The sequence below is a fragment of the Lentibacillus songyuanensis genome (assembly GCF_039548255.1).
Taxonomy (GTDB): Bacteria; Bacillota; Bacilli; order Bacillales; family Amphibacillaceae; genus Lentibacillus_C; species Lentibacillus_C songyuanensis.
This window is the reverse complement of the sequence record NZ_JBCLVH010000002.1, coordinates 225,788-244,727: the sequence shown is the minus strand read 5'-3', so window position 1 is coordinate 244,727 and position 18,940 is coordinate 225,788. Positions and strand designations below refer to the sequence as shown.

The following is an 18,940-nucleotide window of genomic DNA, read 5'->3' as shown; positions in this document are numbered from 1 at the left end:
TCACTTTAACGTGATAAGCACTGATACTATATTGTACAACAAAATGTATGTTCTGTTTAGAGGTGAACTGAAAAAAGAATAGAATCTATGAAAAGATCCTATTCCTATTCGAAAAACGTTATCCTGCATAAACCGAATCAGCTCTTTTTGCTGCTTGATCACCCGTAATTAGTTTTTTCTTACCAGATTCAACCCCAACTAATAAAATGACTGCTGCAATGACAAGTAACATAATAAGTGGAATTTGCCATCCGTTCGTGGTATCATGCAAGGCCCCAAAAAGCGTTGGTCCGACTGCAGCTAGTAAATAACCAAATGATTGGGCCATCCCGGACATTTCAGACGCTTGTTTGCCATCGTGCGTGCGAAGACTGAAAAACATCATTGACAGACTAAACGCACTGCCACCAGCAATTCCAATTAGAATGACCGAAATAACAAGTATTGGTTTACTGCTAAGAAACAATCCGCCGATTCCTGCGATAAATAAGATGGCTGTTGCCGCTGCAAGTATTTTTTGATTAGTCATTTTTTCGGCAATAACTGGGACGATAAAGGTTATTGGGATTAAAGCAATCTGCATTAGGAATAACATCCATCCAGCGGCTCCGGAGCTGTATCCATTGGATTGCAATATTTCCGGTAGCCAGGTAATCAGTGTATAAAAAATCAATGATTGCAATCCCATAAACAGGGTAATGTTCCATGCTAAAGGAGAGCGCCAGATATTGCTCTTTTCTTTTGGTGCTGGCTCGTTTGCCCGCAATGTTTCTGACTGGTCTGGTTTCCGTAATTGAGGGATCCAAATAAGTAAAGCAATACATGTAAGGATTGCCCAAATTGCAAGAGCTCCTTTCCACCCGACACTTCCAGCAGATGAGATTGGTACACTTAAACCGGAACCTAATGCACCAAACAGGTTCATAAAAACAGCGTATACCCCGGTCATTAAACCAATTTTAAACGGGAATTTCATTTTGATAAATCCTGGCAGCAACACATTACCAAATGCAATAGCGATTCCAATGATTATGGTCCCCGTAAACAAAGAGATGGAACCAAAGAACGACCGTATTAGCATTCCACAGGTCAATAGAATTAAAGAAATGAAAATGGTCCATTCCATCCCAATTCGATTTGCTATTTTTGGAGCAAACGGGGAGAGTAGAGCAAACGCCAGCAATGGTAAGGTGGTAATCGTACCTGCCAACGCGTTACTAATTCCTAAATCATCCCGAATAAACGAAATTAAGGAGCCGACCGATGTTAAAGGAACCCGTAAATTGGAACCAATTAAAATAATGCCAATGAATAATAGCCATGATGTAGGTTGGCCTTTTGTATTTTCTAACGTTGTTATAGTTTTACTCAATGTTCTACCCCCGTATGTTATATAAATGAAAAATCTACTGTAATCTTTTCTTAAAATCGTCCATGTATGCATCCACGTATAAAGCAGCCCCTTCGACATCACGATCGCGAATGGCTCTTACTAATTCGTAGTGTATCTCTTTCTCGTAATCAAAAGGTGTATCCATGATCATAATATCTCGAATAGAGGAGTATATTGGATCGGTCATGTATTCATATAAGTCCTGCAATAATTGATTATTGGTTGATCTAACAATTGCTTTGTGAAATGTAATGTCCGCTTGAACAAATTTCTCTATATCCCCATTGTCAGCAACGGTCTGACACTGCTCAATACATGCCTGAAGATTGGCTAGATCTTCCTCTTTCCGCTGTGTTGCAGCAATCTGGGCAGCTTCTCTTTCCAGAGCCAATCGTACTTCCAATGTCTCAATTAAACTTGACTTTTTAATACGTCGATTGATCGCTGCTCCTAAAGCACTCGAAGAACAGACAACGGTTCCGCTTCCTTGTTTTGTCTCTAATAAACCGGCATGAACCAATGCATGAATAGCTTCCCTTAATGTATTGCGGCTGACGTCAAATTCCTCCATTAGCTCCATTTCGGGTGGAAGCTTTTTGCCGATGGGCCACTGGCCACTTTCAATCAGATCTTCCATTTGTGCAACAACCTGATCCACTAATGATACACGATTTGTTTTCTTGAGCAATTTTTACACTCCAAATTTGTAGGATGATTGGAACATTGGATATATTAACATGTTTGAAACGGATTGTAAAGTTGTGGAGAGTCAGTTGAAAAATGTTTTATAAAGTGAAACTTCATTTAGCGGGGGTTCTTACTGCCCGTTAAGGCGGGATAAATTAATAGATTTCCTGCGTGATCAAGAGGGTAAAGTCAGGAAAGACGGAGAAGTAGGAAGGGAAGCAAAACGGGAATTGGCGAACAAGGAAAGAAGACGTTTGATTAGGAAGAGCACCATCAGCTTAAATGCGAGATGTTCTTTTAGCGCTGTATCAGGCGTACCATTCCCGGACCTTCTCATCACTTGGTAGCAAAAACGCCAGTAAACCCAACAAAGGCAATGTGGTTATGACGATGAGCGTTGGTGTTAAGCCGAAGATGTCAATTAGGCTGCCAAGAGCCACAGAACCTATTGCACCCATGCCAAATGACAGTCCAACAATTAAACCGGACATTGTACCAATTTTGCCTGGTACAAGCTCCTGTGCATAGACCACCGCGACAGAAAAACTGGATAATAACATAAAGCCAATTAAAGCCAAACAAATAATAGAACCTGCTGCACCTAGGTATGGTAATGCCAATGAAAATGGAGCAGGGCCAAGTAATGAAACTAAAATGACGGTCCGTTTTCCGAACCGATCTGCTAATGGGCCGCCAAAGAAGGTACCGAGCGCTCCCATAAATAAAAAGGTAAATATGTAGATTTGCGCTTTTGCAATCGTAAGACCATAGTTTTCAATGGCATAGAATGCATAAAAGTTTGAGATAGCACTGACGTACCATTGCCGGGCAAATACAACAAAGACAAGTACGATCAGGGCGGATTTAATGCTCTTTGATACGTGTTTATTTAATTGCTTTTGGGTTACTTTTTCCTTTTTTCTTACAGCAGGTTTAATTTTGGCTGCATACCATTTGGCGATATGGATCAGAAATAATACAGCCAATGCGGCAATAAACGTAAACCAGATTGCGCCAAATTGGCCTAACGGAACAAGCACCAATGCCGTGATAACCGGTGCAAGTGCTTGGCCACCATTGCCACCAACCTGGAATATCGATTGGGATAACCCGCGCCGTGGCCCCGCTGCCAAATAGGCTACACGTGAGCCTTCCGGATGAAAAACGGCAGACCCTAAGCCGATAAACAACACACTGATTAATATAGTTGGAAAATTGGGTGCAAGCGCTAATCCAAGCATTCCAAGCATACTGCTTGCCAGTCCAACCGGTAAAGCATATGGCATCGGACGTTTATCTGTATACATCCCAATTACCGGCTGCATGACGGATGCCACCATATTTAACGTAAAGGTAATGAGGCCAAGCTGAGTAAAGGATAGTCCAAGGGAGCCTTCCAAAATCGGAAACATCGCTGGAATAACAGCTTGCAATGAATCATTTAGTAGATGACAAATACCAATAATCAGTAAAATAGAATATACCGTTTTATTGTCCGAGACAGTTTTGATGCTTGATTGAGATTTTTCCATAATCGATCCTTTCATCTAACAAAAACTTAATTAAGATAAGTACAGTTTGCCTTAATTTTAAAAGTTTTTCTAGTATTATAACTTGGCTCATAAAATAAAGCCAAACCGAAAAGAATGGAAATTCCTGCCTGTTTTAAATAAACGTTTACATTTTTCATCCATTATGTTAAACTCACTTCAGTTGAATATGAGGAAATACTTGGGGGAGTCTGTCACCAAGGGGTTAAATATGCCCTTGGTTGATGGCTCCCCCATGTTTTTTAAGAATTAAAATGAAAGGAGCATGTTTTAGTGGACTTTGTATTATTGATATTTTTACCTGTTTTTGCTGCAATCTTTGTGCCATTCTTATTTAAAAAACTGAAAAGTATACATACTGGATGGTTTGTTCTAATCATTCCGATTATCTTATTTGTGTATTACGCAGGATTTCTTCAGACAACAATGAATGGAGAACATGCCATTTCTACATTGCAATGGATTCCAGCGCTAGGGATTTCATTTGTGGCGTATATTGATGGATTGAGTCTTTTGTTCTCATTGTTAATCACAGGTATCGGGGCATTAGTGGTGCTTTATTCCATCTTTTACCTGAATAAAGACCGAGAGAAGTTAAATAATTTCTATGTTTATTTACTTATGTTTATGACAGCCATGTTGGGCATTGTTCAATCAGATAATATGATCACCCTATATTTATTCTGGGAATTGACCTCTATTTCTTCATTTTTACTTATTGGCTATTGGTACACAAGGGACGGATCACGATTCGGAGCTTTAAAATCGATGTTAATCACGGTTTTTGGCGGACTAATGATGCTGGGAGGATTTATTCTTTTAGGAATCATGGGAGATACGTTTTCGATTAGAGAACTGATTGCCAATGCATCGAGTATCGTTGATCAAGAATTTTTCGTACTGGCGCTTATTCTTATTTTATTTGGGGCTTTTACTAAATCTGCTCAATTCCCATTCTATATCTGGTTGCCAGATGCAATGGAAGCACCTACGCCTGTCAGTGCTTATCTCCATTCCGCGACAATGGTTAAGGCCGGATTATATCTGGTTGCGCGCTTTACACCTCTATTCGCCGTTTCAGAAGTGTGGATTTGGCTCGTAACCGGTGTCGGTGTGCTAACGCTTTTCTGGGGGTCATTTTTCGCTGTGAAGCAGACTGATTTAAAAGCCATTCTCGCCTTTTCAACCGTCAGTCAGTTAGGGTTGATTATGTCGCTGCTTGGAGCAGCTGGAATCAGCTATCATGTTGATATTCATTCAACGATTTTTCACGTTGCCGGGTTTGCGGCTATTTTTCATCTTGTGAATCATGCTGTTTTTAAAGGCAGCTTGTTTATGGTTGCCGGGATTGTCGATCATGAAACAGGGACGCGGGATATTCGAAAGCTTGGTGGCCTGATGGGCATCATGCCGATTAGCTTTACAATCGCGTTTATTGGTTCGATGTCGATGGCAGGGATACCTCTATTCGGCGGATTTCTTAGTAAAGAATTATTTCTTACTTCAATGATTGCGCTAGGAGATTTTGATTTATTCCATTTTTCAACATGGGGGCCTATACTTGCGTTTATCGCCTGGATAGCCAGTGTGTTTACGTTTGTTTATAGTTTTTATTTTGTTTTTAAGACTTTTACTGGAAAACGAAATAGCGAATCACTCCCCGAGAGACCACATGAGGCACCGGTGGGGATGTTAATTGCTCCGGCAATTCTGGCAGTAATGGTAGTTGTGCTTTTCTTTATTCCGAATATCATTGGAGATCTTTTGGTGAAGCCTGCAGTCGTTGGTATACAGTCAGGTTTATATAATCATCCATCTGACGTGCCTGTTCATGTATCGGCTTGGCATGGGTGGACGCCTGAACTCACCATGACAATTGGCATTATTGGTTTAGGGTTGATTTCTTTTCTTACAATAAAAAGATGGCAAAAGTTCTATCATCTACAGTCAAAATCCTTTTCATTGAATGCCGGATACAATGCACTATTGGGGTTAGCGGAAAAAGGGATGAACCGACTGTCTCGTCTTTATATGACAGGGATTCTTAGAACGTATCTGGTGTATATGTTCGTATCAATTGTGGCAATTACGCTAATTACGTTAGTCATCAAACATGCGTTTAAAGTGGATTTGACCAGTTTAACTCCCGTAAATGCTTATGGAATATTGATCGGTATTCTGCTCGTACTTTCTGTTGGGATGGTGTTAATTGCAAGGACAAGAATGTTTTCGATCATTGCACTTGGAGCAGTTGGCTACACTGTCGCTTTGTTCTTTGTGATTTATAAAGCACCTGATCTTGCACTAACACAGCTTGTCATTGAAACGATTACCGTTGCTTTATTTTTACTAGCGTTTTATCATTTACCGAAATTGAATAGACATGGGGAAAGTAACGGTTTTCGATTGGGTAATTTTATTATTGCCTTGAGTGTGGGGGTAACGATGACACTGCTCACACTGTCTGCCTATTCGCAAAAGCTGATTCCTTCTATTTCTCATTTTTATGAAGAAACGGTTCATCGTGAAGCTGGGGGAGGGAATATTGTAAACGTCATACTGGTGGATTATCGTGGTTTTGATACATTGTTTGAAATTGCTGTGCTGTCCATTGCCGGAATTGGCGTGTATAGCTTGATTCGCCTGCGATTGTCGCGAAAGGAGCGTGCAGATGAAAACAAATAATGTGGTTTTACAAACCTCAGCAAAGGTTATATTTTTTATCATTCTCTTATTTTCGATTTACATCTTCTTTGCCGGACATCATTCCCCTGGTGGAGGATTTGTCGGCGGACTGCTCACTGCAGGGGCAATTGTCCTTCTATTAATTGCGTATGATTTAAAAACAGTTCAGAAGATATTACCTGTTAATTTCGTCATTGTCATTGCCATTGGTTTACTTCTATCACTTGGTATGGCATCAGGATCGCTTTTGTTTAATGTTCCGTTTTTTACACATGCTTTTGGTGACTTTTATATCCCGATTATTGGTGAGACCGCATTGCATACCGCAACAATCTTTGATGCGGGGGTTTATCTTGTTGTGGTAGGGTCAACCATGATGATTATTCAAACGATAGGGGGGGATTCATAATGGAACTAATGATGGCCATCATTGTTGGCGTTCTGTTCACTGCTGCCATTTACTTAATTCTATCCAAAAGCCTGCTGCGGATTATATTTGGTACAACCTTGCTGAGTCATGGAGCACACCTCCTCCTTTTAACAATGGGAGGGCTGGGTGGTTCCGCACCGCCAGTACTGGCAGACGGAACTGGGGATTATGTGGACCCTTTGCCACAAGCGCTCATTCTTACAGCAATTGTCATTAGTTTTGGTGTAACAGCGTTCATTCTTGTCCTCGCTTATAAAACATATGCGAAACATCAAACAGACAATATGGATCTAATGAGAGGAAATGATGAACATGATTAATTTATTAATACTTCCAATCATTTTACCGTTCTTTTTCGCTATCCTTTTATTATTTTTCAAGGACAAGATCAGGGTCCAACGATGGATGATATTAATCGGATTGGTTGTCAGCTTAGTCGCTGCATTAAGCCTTGTTTGGAAAGTCAAAACAGTTGGTATCCAAACCGTTACATTAGGAAGCTGGCCAGCTCCATTCGGCATTTCGCTTGTTTCTGATATGCTGTCAGCAATTTTGGTCACAACTTCGATCCTTATCACTTTGTTTGTTGTACTATATAGCTTTACGGCGATAGGGGTTGAACGTGAACGCTTTTTTTACTATCCATCGATCTTATTTATGTTAACAGGTGTTAATGGCGCATTTACCACTGGTGATATTTTCAATATGTTCGTTTTCTTTGAAGTATTACTGATGGCATCCTATCTGTTAATTGCACTTGGCGGGGAAAAAAGGCAGTTGCGTGAGTCCATCAAATACATGCTTGTTAATGTTGTTTCATCTGCGCTCTTTGTTGTTACAGTCGGTTTGTTGTATTCGGTAATAGGAAGTTTGAACATGGCTGACATTTCCGTGAAGATTGCAGAAGTAGACCAGCCTGGTATTATTACCGTAATCGCTATTTTATTCTTGCTTGTATTTGGAATTAAGGGGGCAATATTCCCGCTTTACTTTTGGATGCCAGGTTCTTATACGGCACCGCCAATGCCAGTAGTAGCGTTGTTTGGAGCGTTGCTGACAAAGGTAGGTGTCTATGGCATTATGCGAACCTATACATTGTTTTTCATTCATGACCTATCGTTTACGCATGAGATTTTATTAGTACTATCTGTGTTAACCATTATCGTTGGCTGTATTGGGGCATTGGCTTATTTTGATTTGAAACAGATTATCATTTACAATATTGTGATTGCTGTTGGCGTTATCTTGTTCGGTGTGGCACAAATGAATGATAGTGGGATGATTGGTGCGATCTACTATTTGATTCACGATATTCTGATTAAAGGGGCACTGTTTTTATTGATAGGCATTATTATTAGGGTGACGGGAACTTCGAATTTGCGACAGATGGGTGGATTAATGAAAACGCACGCTTTCCTGGGTTGGATGTATCTCATCGCAGCATTTGGACTTGTCGGTATTCCACCGCTTAGCGGGTTCCCCGGAAAATTATTGATTGTCAAGGGCGGGTTTGAGGCAGGAAACACATGGATGACGCTGCTTGTACTTATTTCCGGGATCATTGTGCTCCTGTCTTCCATTCGAATCTTCATCTATGCATTTTGGGGCGAACCTGTAGCTTTATCGGCCTTGCCAAAAACGGATCACCGTACTTATCGTAATGTGATGATCCCGACTGCCATACTTGTTGCCGTGTCCATTGTTTATGGCATTGGTGCTGAATCGGTTATCACGTATATGACCGATGCTTCAGACATTTTATTAAATCCGTCTGCTTATATTGACGCGGTTTTAAAGGAGTAGGTGACGATGGCTTTTCAAATATTACTAAACGTTTTTATTGCAGTTGTGTGGATGTTTTTGGATTCATCCATCAAACCGGAGACATTTATCGTTGGATATATAATCGGTGCATTACTCATCTTTGTCATGCGGCGTTATTTCAGAGCAAGGTTTTATTTAGGGTGGGTGTGGGCATCCATTAAACTCATTTTTATTTTCTTGAAAGAGCTTGCGATGTCGAATTGGAATGTTTTGCGGATTGTGCTTCAACCAAAAATTTCGATTCAACCAGTTATTTTTGAGTTCCCAATCGAATTGAAACGGGATTGGGAAATTACACTTCTTGCAAATTTAATTACATTAACACCAGGAACACTCGTCATCCATGTCTCTGATGATCAGACCAAACTTTATATTCATGCGATTGATGCAGATAATGTTGATGATGCGATTGCTTCAATTAAACAATCATTTGAAAAGGCGATTAAGGAGGTGAGCCATTCGTGGTAACGTTTATTTGGGTATCCTTGTTATTGGTTATTGCTTCGATTATTGGATTGTTGTTCCGCATTTTTCGCAGCCCATCACTTCCTGACCGGCTCATTGCATTAGATGCTATCAGTGTTACGTTTATCTCATCTACTGCATTATTATCAGTTTTATTCGGGACCAAATTTTTCATGGAAGTTATCTTGCTGCTTGCCATTATCTCGTTTATCGGGACGATTGCCTTTGCGAAATTCATAGAGAAAGGAACGATAGTTGAATATGATCGTCATAGCTAATACACTTATCATAGTCTTGATCTCCACCGGCGTTATTTTCACTGTTGTTGCTGCGATTGGGATTCTTCGCCTGCCCGACGTCTATACAAGATCACATGCAGCAACGAAAAGTGTGACATTTGGTGTGCTATGTACATTGATAGGGGTTTTCCTTTATTTTTGGCTGATTGAAGGTCACTTTAATGTGACACTTCTTTTAGGAATTGTTTTTATTTTTGCTACGGCGCCAATTGGGGGACATTTGATGGCACGAGCTGCATATTTATCAGGTGTAAAACCTAGCAGCTTGACCATAAAGGATGATTTGAAAGAGGTTATAGAGAAGGGGAAGCGGGAAGATAGGGATTCGGTTGAAGGAAAGTAACGATATGCTTTTACTTTCTAATAGGTGTTTCATGCAAAGTCTGTCACAGCAGGGTATAGGTATTTGTACCCTTTGTGGGAGGCTTTTTTGTGCGAGTAATATTGTAACAATTATAAAGTGATACCTTGCATGTTATACATGGCAAATCAATAGAATAAAGTAAACAAGCCTATAATCATGGTCGAGTAAAGGAGGAGACGCTTTGATTGCTGGCCTAATCATTATATTAGTATTTGTATTACTTTTGCCTTTTACGCCAATTGTGGAACGAAATTTGGAAGAATTTTTGTTTGTGATGGGTGTGTTGTCCGTGTTTGTCAGTCAAGTCTTAAGTAAGGAATTGATAGAGGAGGCAATGAGAGAACCGGTCAACATAACATTGGCGGTATTGGTGGCTGGTTTACTTTTTCGATGGTTTCGGATCCCAATCGAAAAGGGGGTATTGGGAATGAGCCAGGCCATTCCGTATCGCTTATTCATTGCCTTATTCGTGATTATTCTTGGACTCATTTCCAGTTTCATTACAGCAATTGTTGCGGCCATTATTTTGGTTGCGATTATTGGTGTATTACGGTTGGACAAAAAGTCGGAAATTCGCCTGGTTGTGCTAGCATGTTTTGCCATTGGTATGGGAGCTGCCCTCACGCCGCTTGGTGAGCCACTTTCGACCATTGTAGCAAACAAGTTGGACGAGGATTTTATGTACTTATTAAATTTGGTAGGTGTCTATGTGGTCCCTGGTGTTGTTGTCTTTGGTATATTCGCTGCTATTATGGTGAATCCAATGGAGAAACCAGGAAGACTGCGGGCAGGAAAAACAGCGGAGGACAGGGAAGAGTCATTCTCCGCATCGCAGGCTGAATCATACGGAGAAATTATAATACGCAGTCTGAAAATATATATATTTGTCATGGCGTTAACATTTCTTGGTGCTGGATTCCAACCGTTAATTGAGCGGTACTTACTTGACTTAAACTCGTTGGCTTTGTATTGGATCAACATGATCTCCGCAGTGCTGGATAACGCTACCCTCGCTGCCGCAGAGATTAGTCCGTCAATGGAGAGCACAACCATTAGAAATATATTACTTGGCCTCCTTGTTAGTGGGGGAATGCTTATCCCGGGAAACATCCCGAACATTATTGCAACTGGAAAACTTGGAATTACTAGTAAGCAATATGCGAAATTTGCTTTGCCAGTTGGTTTGATTACCATGGCTATTTATTTTGCTGTCATTCTCGTAGTCGGTTAATTGTAGGGTGGGTAACGAAAAAAAGCGCACCTTTCAGTGGTGCGCTTTCATTTTAAAACTCTTCATATATGGCTGGGTCCTGATCCTGCAATCTACCATCAGGGCGAGTTAATTCTGCAATTTTGTTCATTTCTGTTTCATTTAGTGAGAAGTCAAAAATAGATATATTTTCTAACTGTCTGTCAGGTGTGGCAGATTTCGGAATGGGAATGGATCCGAGTTGGTAATGCCAGCGTAAGATTACTTGTGAAATCGTTTTGTTATGATCATTAGCAATCGTTTTGAGCGTACTATTTTGCCAAATTTCATTTGTTCTCGCTAATGGACTCCACGATTCGGTTTTTACGTTATTTTTCTCATGCCAGGTACGCTGTTGTTCCTGGTTGAAAAACGGGTGCAGTTCGACTTGATTTATGCTTGGCATCACGCCGGTTTCTTTTTCCAACCGCTCCAGATGCTCGGGTAAGAAGTTACATACACCAATGGAGCGAATAAGACCCCATTTTTTTGCATCAATCAATGCTTGCCAGGCCTCCACGTAGTTATCCTGCATAGGGTTGGGCCAGTGAATGAGATATAGATCATAGTAAGTCAGGTTTGCTCGATATAATGATTCCTGGATGCTCCAAACAGCCTTATCATATGTATGATAGCGACCTGGAAGCTTCGAGGTAATCCTTAATTCTTCTCTTGGAATAGCACTGCGTCTGACTGCAGCGCCGACAGTTCCTTCGTTTTCGTAGTTATAAGCCGTGTCAATCAGCCGATAGCCGATATCCAATGCGCTGGTTATCGCATTGGCACCTGCATTACCATTCAGGCTATATGTACCAAAGCCGATCACTGGCAGCGTAAGACCATCGTGCAATGTTATCTCCGGTACGGAACTCCCCATGAGATCCCTCCTCTTTCTTATAAAGATACAAAGGTATAAAAATTAGGCTCTATTTTACACATTCCAAAATATCTCCGGCTCCAGCGCTAAAGCCAGGCAAACTTCACACTTCTCCACGCAGATCATAGTCAACATCGGTTTCTTTGTCCGGGCGCTTGCGCCTTTGTTCTTATCTTAACATATGGGGAAGAGTTGTGGACAGTCCCCATTTATGTCACCACTATTCATAATGAATGCAGCCTGTTATAATGGGTTTAAGTTTTTTGCAGAATAACCGATATATGATAAGGAGTAGCAGTATAATGTTTTCTAGACGTCCATTAATTCACTTAATAAATAAGCTGTCACCTGTACAACTTATCTTAATCTTTTATTTTATTGCTGTAATCGTTTCAACTATTGTGCTTGCCATACCAGTGGGGCATCAGGATGGTACGGATATCCCGTTGATAGATGTTTTATTTACAGCTGTTAGTGCACTTAGTGTTACCGGTCTTAGTACCATAAGCATTGCGGATACGTTTAGCACAACAGGAATCATTTTCCTTTGCCTTGTCTTGCAACTGGGCGGAGTTGGTGTGATGGCGATTGGCACATTCATTTGGCTGCTGTTAGGGAAAAAAATTGGCTTGAAAGAGCGCCGACTCATCATGACTGATCAGAATCAGACAACATTTGAAGGTATGGTTCGGTTAGTTAAGCAAATTCTACTAGTTATTTTAACGATTGAATTCATTGGGTTTGCTATTTTGGGGACATACTTCCTGCAATATTTTCCCACGGCTGGTGAAGCATATCTGAATGGGTTATTTGGGTCGATCAGCGCAACGACAAATGGTGGTTTTGACATTACTGGAAATTCATTGATTCCGTTCAAAGATGATTACTTTGTTCAGTTTATCAATATGCTTCTTATTATTTTTGGTGCGATTGGCTATCCAGTATTAATAGAAACAAAGGCATATTTGTTCTCGAAGTCTGGTAGTCATCAACGCTTTCGATTTTCACTATTTACCAAAGTTACCACAATTACATTTTTTGTGTTAATTGTGATTGGTACGATTTTCATTGCATTATTTGATGCAAATCATTATTTTAGTGGTAAATCATGGCACGAAATATTATTTTATGCTATGTTCCAGTCGGTTACTACCAGAAGTGGTGGATTATCAACACTGGATGTAAGCCAATTAACCGAACAAAACCATCTGTTTATGTCCTTTTTAATGTTTATTGGAGCATCGCCCAGCAGCGCGGGTGGCGGGATTCGTACCACTACATTTGCGCTGGTGATTATTTTTCTGATCACGTTTGCCAGGGGCGGAAATAGTATTCGGTTGTTCCGACGTGAAATTCACGAAGAAGATTTATTAAAGGCAGTAACGGTGACCTTAATGGCAATTATTTTCGTATATGGTTCCGTCCTCCTCTTATCTGTTTTGGAGCCTTTTTCATTGTCCACACTTTTATTTGAGGTGACATCTGCTTTTGGAACGGTTGGGCTATCGCTGGGCATCACGAGTAAATTAACCTTAGTTAGTAAAATTGTCCTCATGATTCTTATGTTTATCGGCAGAATTGGTATTATCACATTTTTACTGACATTTAAGAAAAATAAGGGTTCAGGTAACTATCATTATCCAAAAGAAAAAATTATCATTGGATAACAAATTGGTTAAGGAGGAACACATGAGTAAAATTGCAGAATTTATACATCATCAGTTATTACCACACTTACAGGAAGCACTTTTGTTTGTTGATGAAGAGGGTGAAATACTGGATGGGAACGACGCTGCATATTCTCTTCTAATGATTGAAAAAGAGAAAAGACAACAACGAATAAACGACTACCTGGACTTTTCATTATTACAAAAAAAAGATCAAATGCACTTACTAATGGAACAGCGAAATCAGTTTGGGAAGCTTTTGGAGGTAAGCTCCATCCGCTCGGATAATGGTGTTTATTGTTTAATTTTAAAATCGCTTTCCCTTCAGGATAAAACGGCGGTGGTGAAAAAGTATATTAATCAGTTGATCTATGCCAGTGCAGAAGGTATGGTGATGTACGACGATCAGCGAATCATTGATTGTGATCTTACATTTGCCAATATGTTTGGTTATGAACCAGAAGCGATCAAACAATTACATATATCTCAGCTGCTAGATAGCAAAAGTGCATATCAATTAACCCAGATTATTCATCGAAATCCAGAAAAACCATATGAATTAACCGCATTAAGAAAAGATGGCTCCGTGTTTTATATTGAGCTCATGGGACATCCCTATAATAATCAGGGGGATATTATTCGGGTTGCTATTGTAAAGGACATTTCTGATCGAATTAAAAATGAAAAACGCATGGAATATATGGCTTATTATGACGAGTTAACGGACTTGCCTAATCGAAACTTTTTCAATAAAGTGTTAACGGAAGCAATTGATCAGGCTAAGAATCATAGAGAACGTCTCGCAGTTTATTTTATTGATTTGAATTATTTTAAAGAGATTAATGATACATTGGGATATGCTTTTGGCGATAAGCTGCTGCAGGCATGTGGCGAACGCTTTAAAGCTTTTTTACAAATGGACACGTTTATCGCCCGGATGAGCGGGGATGAATTCTTAATTCTTAAGCGTGATATGAAAGGAACGGAATCGGCAACAACCCTTGCAGAAAGTCTTATTGCTGAATTTGAGAAGCCAATAAAAATAGATGGATATGAAGTTTTTATTTCGATTAGCATTGGCATCAGCATTTACCCCGAAAATGGGAAAACAACAAATGATCTGATTAAACATGCCGATTCCGCCATGTATGTGATTAAAGAACGGCACTGCAATAATTATAAGCTGTTTGATTCATCTATATCAGAAGATTTTAAGGCTATGTTTACAATGGAAACAGAACTTCGCCAAGCATTAAAAAATGGTCAGTTTGAGCTTCATTATCAGCCGCAAAAAAATCTGAAAACAGGTAAAATTGTCGGTTTCGAGGCGTTATTACGATGGAAGCATCCAAGAAGAGGCTATATCCCGCCAGACGAATTCATTCCACTTGCTGAAAAAACAGGGTTAATCATTGGGATCGGTGATTGGGTGCTAGAGAAGGCGTGCAGACAAAATAAAGCATGGCAAGATGCGGGCTTTGAATCGGTGATTGTCAGTGTTAATTTATCCGTAAAACAGTTCAATCAAACGATACTTGTTGAAAAAATTGAAGAGATTTTAAAGAAAACCGGATTGAACCCTAATTACTTGGAACTTGAGATAACAGAAAGTATGGCCATGTCAAATGAAATTTTTATTCTTGAAATGCTGAACCGGTTAAGAGGGTTAGGAGTGCAGGTTTCCATCGATGATTTTGGTACTGGCTATTCCTCGTTAAAATATTTGAGTATCTTCCCAATTACAAAGTTGAAAATTGATAAAATGTTTATGGATGACAACCAGAAACAAAATCAAGCTATTGTCAAATCAATCATTCGCATGTCCCATTCATTGGATATGAAAGTGATTGCAGAAGGGGTCGAAACAATTGAACAGTTGACCTTCCTTGAGCAAGAGAAATGTGATGAAATGCAGGGCTTTTATTTTAGTAAGCCTCTGCCACCACAGGAGATGGCACGGTTGCTGTCAAAAGTTTGATGGAGATGGATATAAAGGAAAGTAGCCGGACTAAACGTGTTGGAGTTGTAGGGAAATGCGAACGACTTACATGTCTTCAATTGCAAAAAATTCTAGGTTCTAACTATAGAAAACCCTTGGGGCTAACCATGTAATGGGCTAATTGTTTTTGATAGCGTAAAACACCGTACTACCGGATTGAACAGATCCCTTCATAACGTTGATGAAATCGCGAAGGTGGGGAATTTTTATCCTTCGCGGCCTCATCGCTTTGGTGGAGCCCTTTTTCCAGGCATTTTAGCTTCGTGCCGTCCTTTTCAAACTAATATTCCTTCGCTAGCTGGACGGATTCCTCAGCACGCCTAGCCAGAAATCGATATTTATGTCGATCGCATTTTATATCAACTACGAATTAAGTTTCACCTGGAAAGGTAACGTTGTAAACTTCTCATCCCGTAATGGTCTTAAGTGTAGAAAGGCTCTGTTATGCCTCCATCCCATCCCATTATTGATTTCACTAGGTTAGAGGATTTGCAGATCCCTTTGAAATCCAGTCAACACTTCACCTTTTCCCTGTTCATTTATATACACATTATCCTCAATTCGTACGCCACCATAATTAGGTATGTAAATTCCAGGTTCGATGGTAAAGAATAATCCATTTTCAGCAATTTGTTCATTATTTTCATGGATGGATGGTTCTTCATGAACTTCAATACCAAGACCATGCCCAACACGATTATTGAAATATTTCCCGTAACCGTTCTCCTTAATCACATTCCTTGCAGCGATATCAAAAGTCTTAAGTGGTACATCTGCTTTTACTGCCTGGATGCCTGCGAGGGCCGATTGTCTGACAATTTCGTATATTTCCTTTTGCCTCTCGGATGCGTCGCCGATAATAAACGTTCTAGTAATGTCAGAACAGTATCCTTCTGTGATGCGAACCCCCATGTCGATTAACAGGAAATCCCCTTTTTGAAAGGCCCGGTTTCCAGGTGTTCCATGTGGCAATGCCGTCTTTTCACCAGATAACACGATTGTCGAGAATGACGGACCTTCTGCACCAAACTGTTTCATTAGATATTCCAATTCGGCTGCAAATTCTAACTCTGACATCCCGGTTGTAACTTTTTTAATTCCCTCCGTCATTACTTTTTCTATAATAGTAATCGCCTTTTTTGTATATGCGAGTTCGCTTCTTGATTTTTTCAATCGTTGGTTATTAACAAATGGCTGAATGTCTTCGTATTGAGCGTTGGGAAATATTGATGCTAAGCACTGATGTTGAAACATACTAACCTGTTTCATTTCCAAACCAAAACGCACAATATTTCCACCAAGTTTTTCTTGGAGTTTGGCGTATGGATCCTCTTCGTCAGAGATTGGGACAATGTCTTTAATGAACGAATTTTCCTGGGCAATCTCTTTGTCCAAGGCTGGGGCGAACAGGATAGTTTGGTCGTTGAGAATATCAACAACCAAAGCCATAAACCGCTCATGTGGATCAGAATTGAAACCGGTATAGTAAAAAACATTTGCAGGTGTAGTAATCATAGCGATATCCAAGCTGTTTTCTTTTACGTTATTTACTAACTCGGTTAATCTTGTTTGGTAGTTAATGGTCATTAAATATTCCTCCTTCATTTCTAGTGTATCATGCCTGATTGATAACAGTTAAAAATTACAGGTTGTTCATAACATGAATCAATTTTTCCATAATTATAATAAGTATGTTAAAATAAAAGGAATAGAAATCACTACAATTTTAAGTAACCTATCGATTAATTTACGGAATCGTATTATAATGAATATGAAAGCGGATACAAAAGGAAAAAAGTTTTAAGGGGAGGACGAATGGAATGGAGCTTGTTCTTCAACAGAAACAAACGTTAAATCTTGTCATGACAACTGAATTGCGACAGGCCATACAGCTGTTGCAGTATTCCACCTATGAATTGTATCAGTTCTTGCAGGACCAGCAATTAGAAAACCCATTAATCGAACTGGAGGAAAAAGTCCCAGATAACCCATATCCTAAAAAATCTAATTATCGAAATACAGATGAAACCAATCCATTTGACTATATTCCGGCACGGGAACAAGGCATGCGTGAGCAATTACTTGATCAAATGCAATGGCTTAACATTACACAAGCGGAACGCGAACTATTACATTATTTAATTCTTAACTTGGATGAGAATGGCTATTTATCGGTTGATCCAGCGGAAACTTCCGAGAATTTTTCGATTACAATCACCGAGATTAATCGTGGCATAGAACAACTTCAACAGTTAGAGCCAATTGGAGTGGGGGCACGAAACTTAAAAGAGTGCCTTTTGCTACAGGCAAGGTGTTATTATCCGGATGAGCCATTGTTGGAATGCCTGATTATGGATTACCTGGAGGATTTGGCAAATAGAAAGTGGCATAATATAGCCAGATCCTTAAACATATCCTTAGCCAATGTCAAGGAAATGCATGATATGATTCAGGAATTCGACCCAAAGCCATGTGCTCGGATTACCAATTTTTCGGCAGATTATTTGCATCCTGATATTGTCGTCGAACAAAAGGGCGATGGCTTTTCTGTTTACTTGAATGACGGGTATGTACCACGAATTCAAATGAACTCGCAGTATGCGGAGTATTTAACAGGTAAAACTGATGTAACGGGCTATATGCAACATAAGTATAAAAGTTATCAATGGCTTGTTAACAGTTTGGAACAGCGCCGTTCGACAATCTTAAAAATTGTCGATGTGGTGATTAAGAAACAACATGATTTTTTGAAAAATGGGTTTGCTGCACTTCAACCGCTTACGTTGAAAGAGGTGGCGGAGGAAATTGATATGCATGAATCAACGGTTTCCAGGGCAACAATGAATAAAGTCATACAGACGCCTCAAGGTGCGTATGATATTCGTCGATTATTCGCTTCAAAGCTAACCGCGGATAATGGTGATTCGGCTTCACAAGCGACGGTGAAATTATTATTAAAGGATATCGTAGAAAAGGAAAGTAAACGAAAGCCGTATTCGGATCAAAAGATTGCTGATTATTTTAAGACTAAAAAAGGGATTACCATCTCACGGCGAACAGTGGCAAAATATCGAGAAGAATTAAAGATTCCAGCGTCGAGCAAACGAAAAGAAATCGAAGTATGAAAGCTATCTGTCCATATTGTTAATGAAAAGGACAGTGAAAAAAGATTAGTTTATATAAAACGCTTGTGCTAAGCGCATTAGCACAAGCTGAAATTGGTTTTAGCAGTAGAATGCTGTTCCAACAATTATTAGAAGAATGAATAGAACTACAATTAACGCGAAGCCACAGCCACCGCCATATCCAGCTCCACCGTAGCCGTAACCGCCGCCGCAGCCATAACCACCGCTGAAGCCGCCACCGTAGCCGCCGCCGAAGCCACCGCAGCCGCCATATCCGAATGACATAGAAATTCACCTCCTGGACGTTTCAATATACTATATGTATC

General features: G+C 39.9%; 17 protein-coding genes. 11 read left to right on the top strand and 6 right to left on the bottom strand.

Annotated features, from left to right (window positions below; translation table 11 throughout):
• Positions 1 to 118 precede the first annotated feature (118 nt).
• The 3 genes from WMZ97_RS03200 to WMZ97_RS03190 form a co-directional block, all read right to left on the bottom strand.
• The gene (locus WMZ97_RS03200; protein WP_343270615.1) at positions 119 to 1,372 is read right to left on the bottom strand and encodes a CynX/NimT family MFS transporter; all 1,254 of its coding nucleotides are present in this window, start codon (positions 1,370 to 1,372) and stop codon (positions 119 to 121) included.
• A 34-nt stretch (positions 1,373 to 1,406) separates the two neighbouring features.
• Complete coding sequence (locus WMZ97_RS03195) at positions 1,407 to 2,081, bottom strand: FadR/GntR family transcriptional regulator (RefSeq protein ID WP_343270614.1); 675 nt, start codon at positions 2,079 to 2,081, stop codon at positions 1,407 to 1,409.
• Positions 2,082 to 2,388: 307 nt separating this feature from the next.
• Entirely contained in the window at positions 2,389 to 3,612 is a 1,224-nt protein-coding gene (locus WMZ97_RS03190; RefSeq protein ID WP_343270613.1) for an MFS transporter, read from the bottom strand.
• A 291-nt stretch (positions 3,613 to 3,903) separates the two neighbouring features.
• Between WMZ97_RS03190 and WMZ97_RS03185 the strand changes: the two genes are divergently transcribed.
• The 8 genes from WMZ97_RS03185 to WMZ97_RS03150 all read left to right on the top strand — a co-directional run bounded on the left by WMZ97_RS03185 (position 3,904) and on the right by WMZ97_RS03150 (position 10,928).
• Positions 3,904 to 6,315: a Na+/H+ antiporter subunit A gene (locus WMZ97_RS03185; protein ID WP_343270612.1), complete on the top strand. Its 2,412-nt coding sequence runs from the start codon at positions 3,904 to 3,906 to the stop codon at positions 6,313 to 6,315.
• Positions 6,302 to 6,724 (top strand): Na(+)/H(+) antiporter subunit B, encoded by a 423-nt coding sequence (locus tag WMZ97_RS03180; protein WP_343270611.1) that lies wholly within the window; start codon positions 6,302 to 6,304, stop codon positions 6,722 to 6,724. Before WMZ97_RS03185 ends, WMZ97_RS03180 begins: the two co-directional genes overlap by 14 nt.
• Entirely contained in the window at positions 6,724 to 7,065 is a 342-nt protein-coding gene (locus WMZ97_RS03175; protein ID WP_343270610.1) for a Na(+)/H(+) antiporter subunit C, read from the top strand. Before WMZ97_RS03180 ends, WMZ97_RS03175 begins: the two co-directional genes overlap by 1 nt.
• The gene (locus WMZ97_RS03170; RefSeq protein WP_343270609.1) at positions 7,058 to 8,548 is read left to right on the top strand and encodes a Na+/H+ antiporter subunit D; all 1,491 of its coding nucleotides are present in this window, start codon (positions 7,058 to 7,060) and stop codon (positions 8,546 to 8,548) included. The genes WMZ97_RS03175 and WMZ97_RS03170 overlap by 8 nt, the downstream gene beginning before the upstream one ends.
• Before the next feature lie 6 nt (positions 8,549 to 8,554).
• Positions 8,555 to 9,037: a Na+/H+ antiporter subunit E gene (locus WMZ97_RS03165; protein ID WP_343270608.1), complete on the top strand. Its 483-nt coding sequence runs from the start codon at positions 8,555 to 8,557 to the stop codon at positions 9,035 to 9,037.
• Positions 9,031 to 9,312, top strand: a complete 282-nt coding sequence (locus WMZ97_RS03160) for a monovalent cation/H+ antiporter complex subunit F (RefSeq protein ID WP_343270607.1) — start codon at positions 9,031 to 9,033, stop codon at positions 9,310 to 9,312. Before WMZ97_RS03165 ends, WMZ97_RS03160 begins: the two co-directional genes overlap by 7 nt.
• Entirely contained in the window at positions 9,296 to 9,676 is a 381-nt protein-coding gene (gene mnhG, locus WMZ97_RS03155) for a monovalent cation/H(+) antiporter subunit G (protein WP_343270606.1), read from the top strand. The genes WMZ97_RS03160 and mnhG overlap by 17 nt, the downstream gene beginning before the upstream one ends.
• Before the next feature lie 202 nt (positions 9,677 to 9,878).
• Positions 9,879 to 10,928 carry a DUF1646 family protein gene (locus WMZ97_RS03150; protein WP_343270605.1) on the top strand — a complete coding sequence of 350 codons (1,050 nt, stop codon included), beginning with the start codon at positions 9,879 to 9,881 and terminating at the stop codon, positions 10,926 to 10,928.
• 52 nt (positions 10,929 to 10,980) lie between these two features.
• Here the strand turns inward: WMZ97_RS03150 and WMZ97_RS03145 are convergent, their stop codons facing one another.
• Positions 10,981 to 11,823, bottom strand: a complete 843-nt coding sequence (locus tag WMZ97_RS03145; RefSeq protein ID WP_343270604.1) for an aldo/keto reductase — start codon at positions 11,821 to 11,823, stop codon at positions 10,981 to 10,983.
• Between the two features lie 302 nt (positions 11,824 to 12,125).
• Between WMZ97_RS03145 and WMZ97_RS03140 the strand changes: the two genes are divergently transcribed.
• A complete protein-coding gene (locus WMZ97_RS03140) occupies positions 12,126 to 13,490 on the top strand; it encodes a TrkH family potassium uptake protein (protein WP_343270603.1) in 1,365 nt (454 codons plus the stop codon).
• A 22-nt stretch (positions 13,491 to 13,512) separates the two neighbouring features.
• Positions 13,513 to 15,468 (top strand): sensor domain-containing protein, encoded by a 1,956-nt coding sequence (locus tag WMZ97_RS03135; protein WP_343270602.1) that lies wholly within the window; start codon positions 13,513 to 13,515, stop codon positions 15,466 to 15,468.
• A gap of 501 nt (positions 15,469 to 15,969) precedes the next feature.
• Here WMZ97_RS03135 and WMZ97_RS03130 read toward each other — a convergent pair.
• Positions 15,970 to 17,076 (bottom strand): M24 family metallopeptidase, encoded by a 1,107-nt coding sequence (locus tag WMZ97_RS03130; RefSeq protein ID WP_343270601.1) that lies wholly within the window; start codon positions 17,074 to 17,076, stop codon positions 15,970 to 15,972.
• A gap of 233 nt (positions 17,077 to 17,309) precedes the next feature.
• On the opposite strand from WMZ97_RS03130, the gene rpoN reads away from it, so the two are divergent.
• Positions 17,310 to 18,614: an RNA polymerase factor sigma-54 gene (gene rpoN / locus WMZ97_RS03125; RefSeq protein WP_343270600.1), complete on the top strand. Its 1,305-nt coding sequence runs from the start codon at positions 17,310 to 17,312 to the stop codon at positions 18,612 to 18,614.
• A 99-nt stretch (positions 18,615 to 18,713) separates the two neighbouring features.
• On the opposite strand, the gene WMZ97_RS03120 is transcribed toward rpoN, so the two are convergent.
• The gene (locus tag WMZ97_RS03120; protein ID WP_343270599.1) at positions 18,714 to 18,899 is read right to left on the bottom strand and encodes a YjcZ family sporulation protein; all 186 of its coding nucleotides are present in this window, start codon (positions 18,897 to 18,899) and stop codon (positions 18,714 to 18,716) included.
• Positions 18,900 to 18,940 lie beyond the last annotated feature (41 nt).

Bases quoted from the DNA above. Each gene is read 5' to 3' on its own strand.
- WMZ97_RS03180 (WP_343270611.1), top strand. From the start codon at position 6,302: ATGAAAACAAATAATGTGGTTTTACAAACCTCAGCAAAGGTTATATTT.
- WMZ97_RS03165 (WP_343270608.1), top strand. From the start codon at position 8,555: ATGGCTTTTCAAATATTACTAAACGTTTTTATTGCAGTTGTGTGGATG.
- rpoN (WP_343270600.1), top strand. From the start codon at position 17,310: ATGGAGCTTGTTCTTCAACAGAAACAAACGTTAAATCTTGTCATGACA.
- WMZ97_RS03130 (WP_343270601.1), bottom strand. From the start codon at position 17,076: ATGACCATTAACTACCAAACAAGATTAACCGAGTTAGTAAATAACGTA.
- mnhG (WP_343270606.1), top strand. From the start codon at position 9,296: ATGATCGTCATAGCTAATACACTTATCATAGTCTTGATCTCCACCGGC.
- WMZ97_RS03170 (WP_343270609.1), top strand. From the start codon at position 7,058: ATGATTAATTTATTAATACTTCCAATCATTTTACCGTTCTTTTTCGCT.
- WMZ97_RS03145 (WP_343270604.1), bottom strand. From the start codon at position 11,823: ATGGGGAGTTCCGTACCGGAGATAACATTGCACGATGGTCTTACGCTG.
- WMZ97_RS03190 (WP_343270613.1), bottom strand. From the start codon at position 3,612: ATGGAAAAATCTCAATCAAGCATCAAAACTGTCTCGGACAATAAAACG.
- WMZ97_RS03175 (WP_343270610.1), top strand. From the start codon at position 6,724: ATGGAACTAATGATGGCCATCATTGTTGGCGTTCTGTTCACTGCTGCC.
- WMZ97_RS03135 (WP_343270602.1), top strand. From the start codon at position 13,513: ATGAGTAAAATTGCAGAATTTATACATCATCAGTTATTACCACACTTA.
- WMZ97_RS03140 (WP_343270603.1), top strand. From the start codon at position 12,126: ATGTTTTCTAGACGTCCATTAATTCACTTAATAAATAAGCTGTCACCT.
- WMZ97_RS03120 (WP_343270599.1), bottom strand. From the start codon at position 18,899: ATGTCATTCGGATATGGCGGCTGCGGTGGCTTCGGCGGCGGCTACGGT.